The following is a 223-nucleotide window of genomic DNA, read 5'->3' as shown; positions in this document are numbered from 1 at the left end:
AACAATGCCGCAGGTAATTACGGCGATTCAGCCATAGCAGGAATGGGTGTTGTTACTCGTCTTATATCTATGGGCAGCTTAACAGTATTTGGTTTTATCAAAGGCTTTCAACCGATTGCAGGTTATAGTTATGGGGCGAAAAAATTTGATCGTCTGCGTACTGCAATCAAAATTTCCATCTTATGGTCAACTATTTTCTGTGTAATCGTAGGGTTATTATTCA

General features: G+C 39.0%; 1 protein-coding gene. It reads left to right on the top strand.

Going from position 1 to position 223, the window contains the following annotated elements; translation table 11 throughout:
- A partial coding sequence (locus NE668_RS10115) for an MATE family efflux transporter (protein WP_256196912.1) occupies window positions 1-223 on the top strand: 223 nt, incomplete at both ends.

It is taken from the genome of Veillonella parvula (assembly GCF_024461875.1).
Taxonomy (GTDB): Bacteria; Bacillota; Negativicutes; order Veillonellales; family Veillonellaceae; genus Veillonella; species Veillonella parvula_I.
The sequence above is the reverse complement of the archived record's forward strand: the minus strand, read 5'-3'. Positions and strand labels throughout refer to the sequence as shown.